The sequence below is a fragment of the Moorena sp. SIO1F2 genome (assembly GCF_010672755.1).
Taxonomy (GTDB): Bacteria; Cyanobacteriota; Cyanobacteriia; order Cyanobacteriales; family Coleofasciculaceae; genus Moorena.
The window spans coordinates 1-4930 of record NZ_JAAHFV010000434.1; the positions used below are offsets into that span (position 1 = coordinate 1).

At 43.7% G+C, this 4930-nt stretch carries 4 protein-coding genes and 1 pseudogene; 1 reads left to right on the top strand and 4 read right to left on the bottom strand.

Annotated elements, in window-relative coordinates; translation table 11 throughout:
- Nucleotides 1–362: 362 nt before the first annotated feature.
- From ctpB to F6J94_RS30215, 4 genes are all read right to left on the bottom strand, one after another.
- Nucleotides 363–1685, bottom strand: a complete 1323-nt coding sequence (ctpB, locus tag F6J94_RS30200; protein ID WP_293027786.1) for a carboxyl-terminal processing protease CtpB — start codon at nt 1683–1685, stop codon at nt 363–365.
- A gap of 783 nt (nt 1686–2468) precedes the next feature.
- A complete protein-coding gene (locus F6J94_RS30205) occupies nt 2469–2744 on the bottom strand; it encodes a MoaD/ThiS family protein (RefSeq protein WP_293027789.1) in 276 nt (91 codons plus the stop codon).
- A gap of 235 nt (nt 2745–2979) precedes the next feature.
- Nucleotides 2980–4284 carry a threonine synthase gene (gene thrC, locus F6J94_RS30210; protein WP_293047062.1) on the bottom strand — a complete coding sequence of 435 codons (1305 nt, stop codon included), beginning with the start codon at nt 4282–4284 and terminating at the stop codon, nt 2980–2982.
- Between the two features lie 157 nt (nt 4285–4441).
- Complete coding sequence (locus F6J94_RS30215) at nt 4442–4648, bottom strand: hypothetical protein (protein ID WP_293027795.1); 207 nt, start codon at nt 4646–4648, stop codon at nt 4442–4444.
- 32 nt (nt 4649–4680) lie between these two features.
- Between F6J94_RS30215 and ggt the strand changes: the two are divergent.
- Nucleotides 4681–4930, top strand: a pseudogene (ggt, locus tag F6J94_RS30220) (gamma-glutamyltransferase); the annotation flags it as partial.

Below are 4930 nucleotides of genomic sequence, written 5' to 3' on the forward strand. Positions count from 1 at the left end.
TCAAGCCAATTAATCTTTCTGTGGCACTGCCCACCCTACATCTGGTGGGATTGGTGAAATATTGAATTAGTACGAATTCAAATATGGTTAATCAACAATTGTTTTATTGTGATTCATCCGTTGGTGGGCTACATCTGAAGAATGAAGAATGTAGAATTAAGAATTGAGAATGAAGAATGAAGAATGAAGAATGAAGAATGAAGAATGAAGAATGAGGAATGTAGAATGAGGAATGTAGAATGTAGAATGAGGAATGAAGAATGAAGAATGTAGAATGTAGAATGTAGAATGTAGAATGTAGAATGAACTAATTCTCAATTCTCAATTCTCAATTCTTAATTCTTAATTCTCAATTCTCAATTCTACCAGACCCTACCTGAGTTTATGGGTTGACTTAGGGTTTCAGCCTGAGATGGAGTAGTTGATTTTAAAACTGCGATCGCTTTTCCGTATTGAGGATCCTTGCTAGTGCCACGCCATCCCGGTTGACGAGATAGCTGTTGCCGTTGCTCAAGGGTCAACTCTTGGCGAATATCGGGCACAATTCCTTTTAAACTAATATCTTCACCACTGGGTAGGTAGTAACGAGAGACAGTCACCGTTAAACCTGAACCATCGGATAAGGCATGGACAGACTGGACAGCGGCTTTACCAAAGGTCCGAGAACCGATAACAGTAGCGCGTTTGTTATCTTTGAGAGCACCAGTTAGAATCTCACTAGCACTAGCCGAGTTACCATCCACTAGAATCGCTAAGGGCAGATTGGTCAAGGCCGTTCGATTAGCGGTGTATGCCTGTTTACCACCGATCCGGTCTATAGTGCTAACAATTTCTCCCTCTTGCATCCACATCCGGGCAATTTCAATACTCGAAAAAAGCAATCCGCCTGGATTTCCCCGCAGATCTAGGACATAAGCATTCACCTTCTGCTGATTTAGGTTCCTAATTGCCCGTTGCATTTGTTCAGCTGCATGGGAACTAAATTCATTTAAGCTAATATAACCCACTCGCAGATTCCCTTCTTGCTTGACGCTGTAACGAACAGAGGGGATTTCTATCTGAGCTCGGGTTAGTTGTATCTCAAAGATTCCCTGTCCTGGTCGAGCAATCCGCAAAGTCACTGATGTTCCCACTTTACCCCGGATTAGTCCCGACGCATCTTCGAGACTTAACCCTTTCGTAGATTTGCTATCTACAGCTAAAATCCTATCCCCAGCTTTAATACCTGCCTTAAACGCTGGGGAATTTTCAATCGGTTCAATGATCAACGGGGTCTCGGTCTGCTTTTCTATTTCCATGCGAATACCTACACCAGACAGTTCACCAACGGTTTGGTTTGTCAAGGCTTGGAACTTTTCTGGCTCTAAAAAGCGGGTGTAGGGGTCTTCTAAGGTTTTTAGGGCTTTCCGAATCGCTTTATAGGCTTCTTCCTTTGAAGCGTAGCTTCTGCTGAGGAGTTCGTGCCTAGTCGCTTGCCAGTCAACTTGGTTAAAGGTGTTATCGACATATTCCCGATTTACAGTTTGCCAAACTTCATCAACAATTGTTTTGGGGCTATCCTGAAATGCTACAACCACAGAGCTACCATTAATCGGTGTTGCCCAAGACCAAACTGCTGTGGTTGCGATCGCTCCAGTGAAAAGAACACGTTTGAGTCGGGGGAAGTTTTTCAGGGATTGTCTCATGGATATAAGGCGGCAAACTACTTAATTACTATTTAGTGTTTTATAAATTCAACCATTATTGAGGTTTTTGTTAACCAGCTCTAGGATTGCCCATGGCTATGAGCTACTGAGACTACCTAGCTATTACTACTAATCCTACTGATGATAATAACGAAAAAAAATTATTTTATAGTTTTAGTTTCTGATCTGATATACTAAAGGAATATTCGTCTGTCGGCTAATACCGCGAACTTACTCACCAAGTTTTACTCACCAAGTTTCACTCACCAAGTTTCACTCACTAAGTTTCACTCACCAAGTTTCACTCACCAAGTTTCACTCACCAAGTTTTAGTCACTAAGTTACTCTAGAGGCTATAGTTTTTAATATACGATTTAATAATATAATTTTAATATACTGAAATCCAGCAACTATAGCAGACTGCCGTTGTGCCAGTTCCAGAACTGAACTGCTGTGGGGACACAGACTGCCATCGCGGCAGCAAAATATTCACTGATTTAGAGCCCAGCTCAGGTTCCCCGATCAGGAGTCAAGCGCACCGAGGGAGTCGCGAGTCGGGATGCAGCGCAGACCTAAGGGGGTTAATCCCATTAGCGGCTGCATCACTATTGCCTATTGCTAGCATGCCTATTGTCTTGAAAGGATAAGCAATATTGCTCAAAGGTTACTGAAAATTACTCTATCTTTTAAGCAGTAAGCTATAAGCCATTCCCGTAGCGTGGCCAAAAGACCAAGGCGAATGGCCAACTGCTGAGTGCTGAGTGCTGAGTGCTGAGTATCTGTCTAACCACCAGCAACAGCTGTGACAATACTCACTTCATCCCCATTGTTGAGTTTTGTTTCTGTATTGTCCAACAAGCGGATATCTTCCCCGTTCACGTAGAGATTCAAAAATCGACGGGGTTTACCCTGCTCATCGCACAGTCGTTGTTTAATGCCAGGACAATTACTTTCCAGGGATTCGATCAGTTCAGAAACATTCGTTCCCTCGCATTCTACTGTTGCTTGCTCTTGGGTATATTTTTGTAAAGGAGTAGGAATTAAAACTTTTACAGCCATAATCAATATCTTGCTTTGAATTCTCAATTTTGAAGGTTGAATGGTAAGCAATCAGCTATCAGCAATCAGCTATCAGCTATCAGTTATCAGCTATCAGTTATCAGCTTATGGGTTATCACAGGCTAGAAGCCTGTGCCACGCTACTAGATCGATGCTTTTGAATAAAATCAGATGATAGCTGACTGCTGATTGCTGACTGCTGACTGCTGACTGCTGATTGCTGACTGCTGACTGCTTAAACTAAAACTTGCTGCCATTCCAAACGCTCTAGGGTGTTAGCCCGCTCTAATGCTTGCTCGAAATTGTCTAGTTTTGGTTCAATGATAAACGGTTGACCCACATAGCCTTGAACTGCTTCTTGGGTCTTCAAGCCATTACCAGTGATGTAGGCTACTGTAGTTTCATCGGGGTCAATTTTACCAGCTTCTACCAACTTCTTGAGTACAGCAATTGTAGTACCTCCTGCAGTTTCTGTGAAGATTCCTTCGGTTTCTGCCAGCAACTTCATGCCTTCGATAACTTCTGCATCAGTCACGGATTCAATGTTTCCGTTAGTTTTCTTAGCTATTTCTAAAGCGTAGATGCCGTCGGCTGGGTTTCCAATCGCAATGGATTTAGCAATAGTGTTGGGCTTGACTGGAGTAATAAAGTCCCGTCCTTCTTTGAAAGCTTGAGCGATCGGGGAGCAACCTTCTGCTTGAGCACCACTGAAGCGCACTGATTTATCTTCTACTAGACCGACTTTGATGAATTCTTGGAAGCCTTTGTAGATTTTGGTGTATAGGGAACCTGATGCCAAGGGAGCAACAATATGATCCGGTAGTTGCCAACCTAGTTGTTCAGCGACTTCAAAGCCCAGAGTTTTAGAGCCTTCTGAGTAGTAGGGACGTAGGTTAATGTTCACAAATCCCCAACCGTGGGTGTTGGCTACTTCACAACAGAGGCGGTTGACTTGGTCGTAGTTGCCTTTGACTGCCATTAATGTGGGGTTGTAAATCAGAGTGCCCATCACTTTACCCGCTTCCAGGTCAGCAGGGATAAACACGCAGCAGTCGAGTCCAGCATGGGCTGCGATCGCAGCAGTAGAATTCGCTAAGTTTCCAGTACTAGCACAGGATACCGTTGAGAAGCCTAACTCCCTTGCTCTACTTAGAGCTACTGATACCACCCGGTCTTTGAAGCTGAGGGTGGGCATGTTGACAGCATCATTTTTAATGTAGAGATTTTTTAACCCTAAGCGTCTAGCCAAGCGAGTCGATTTGACTAAGGGAGTCATTCCCGTACCAACATCAATATAGTTATCAGTGGCAAGGGGTAAGAAAGAACGATAGCGCCAGATCGATTTCGGACCTGCCTCAATGCTCTGCCGGGTTACATGGCTTCTGAGGGTACCGTAGTCATATTTTACTTCCAACGGACCAAAGCATTCCTCACAAACGTGCATTGCCTTGGGCTCATACTCCGCACCACACTCTTTACACTTCAAATTGGTAAATGCGGTAGATGCCTGGGTTTTGGGAGTAATTGTGGCTTGGCTCATGGGTATATCTCTAATTACGCTCTCTAATTACGTTCCGTCAAGACTTGATTAAAAGTAACATACCTCAAAATGTCCGTCAACCATACCCGACTTTTTTAGTCGGGATTAATTGCACCCCTTAAAGACTCATCATTAAGCAGTCAAAATTACTGTCAAGTTAAGTACAAACTTTTGGTGCGATTAGTGATATATGGCTGTGTGTAGGGAACAGGGAACAGGGAATAGGCAAGAGGCAAGAGGCAACAGACAAAAGTAATCCCCCCGACTCCCGACTCCCGATTCCCGATTCCCGATTCCCGACTCCCGACTCCCTAGTAGCGCTGGTGGAAACCGTTATAGTATCTTTCCGAAAGCCGAAAATCATTTCCAATCCCTAAATAGTCCCTCAACTATCCCATGGGCAAGATAGCTAGAAAATATAAATTCATCATCACTTGTCTGACTACTCTAATTTTCATTAGTGCTGGCAGCGCCTCTGCTCAAGACACAGTTATCTTTAGCAGAAAAGATATCTTTCATCCCGTTATCGCTAACAACGGTATGGTTTCCTCTCAAGAACGCTATGCCTCAGAAGCTGGTTTAGCCGTTTTAAAAGAAGGTGGCAATGCTGTTGATGCTGCGGTAACCATTGGGTTTACCCTAGCGA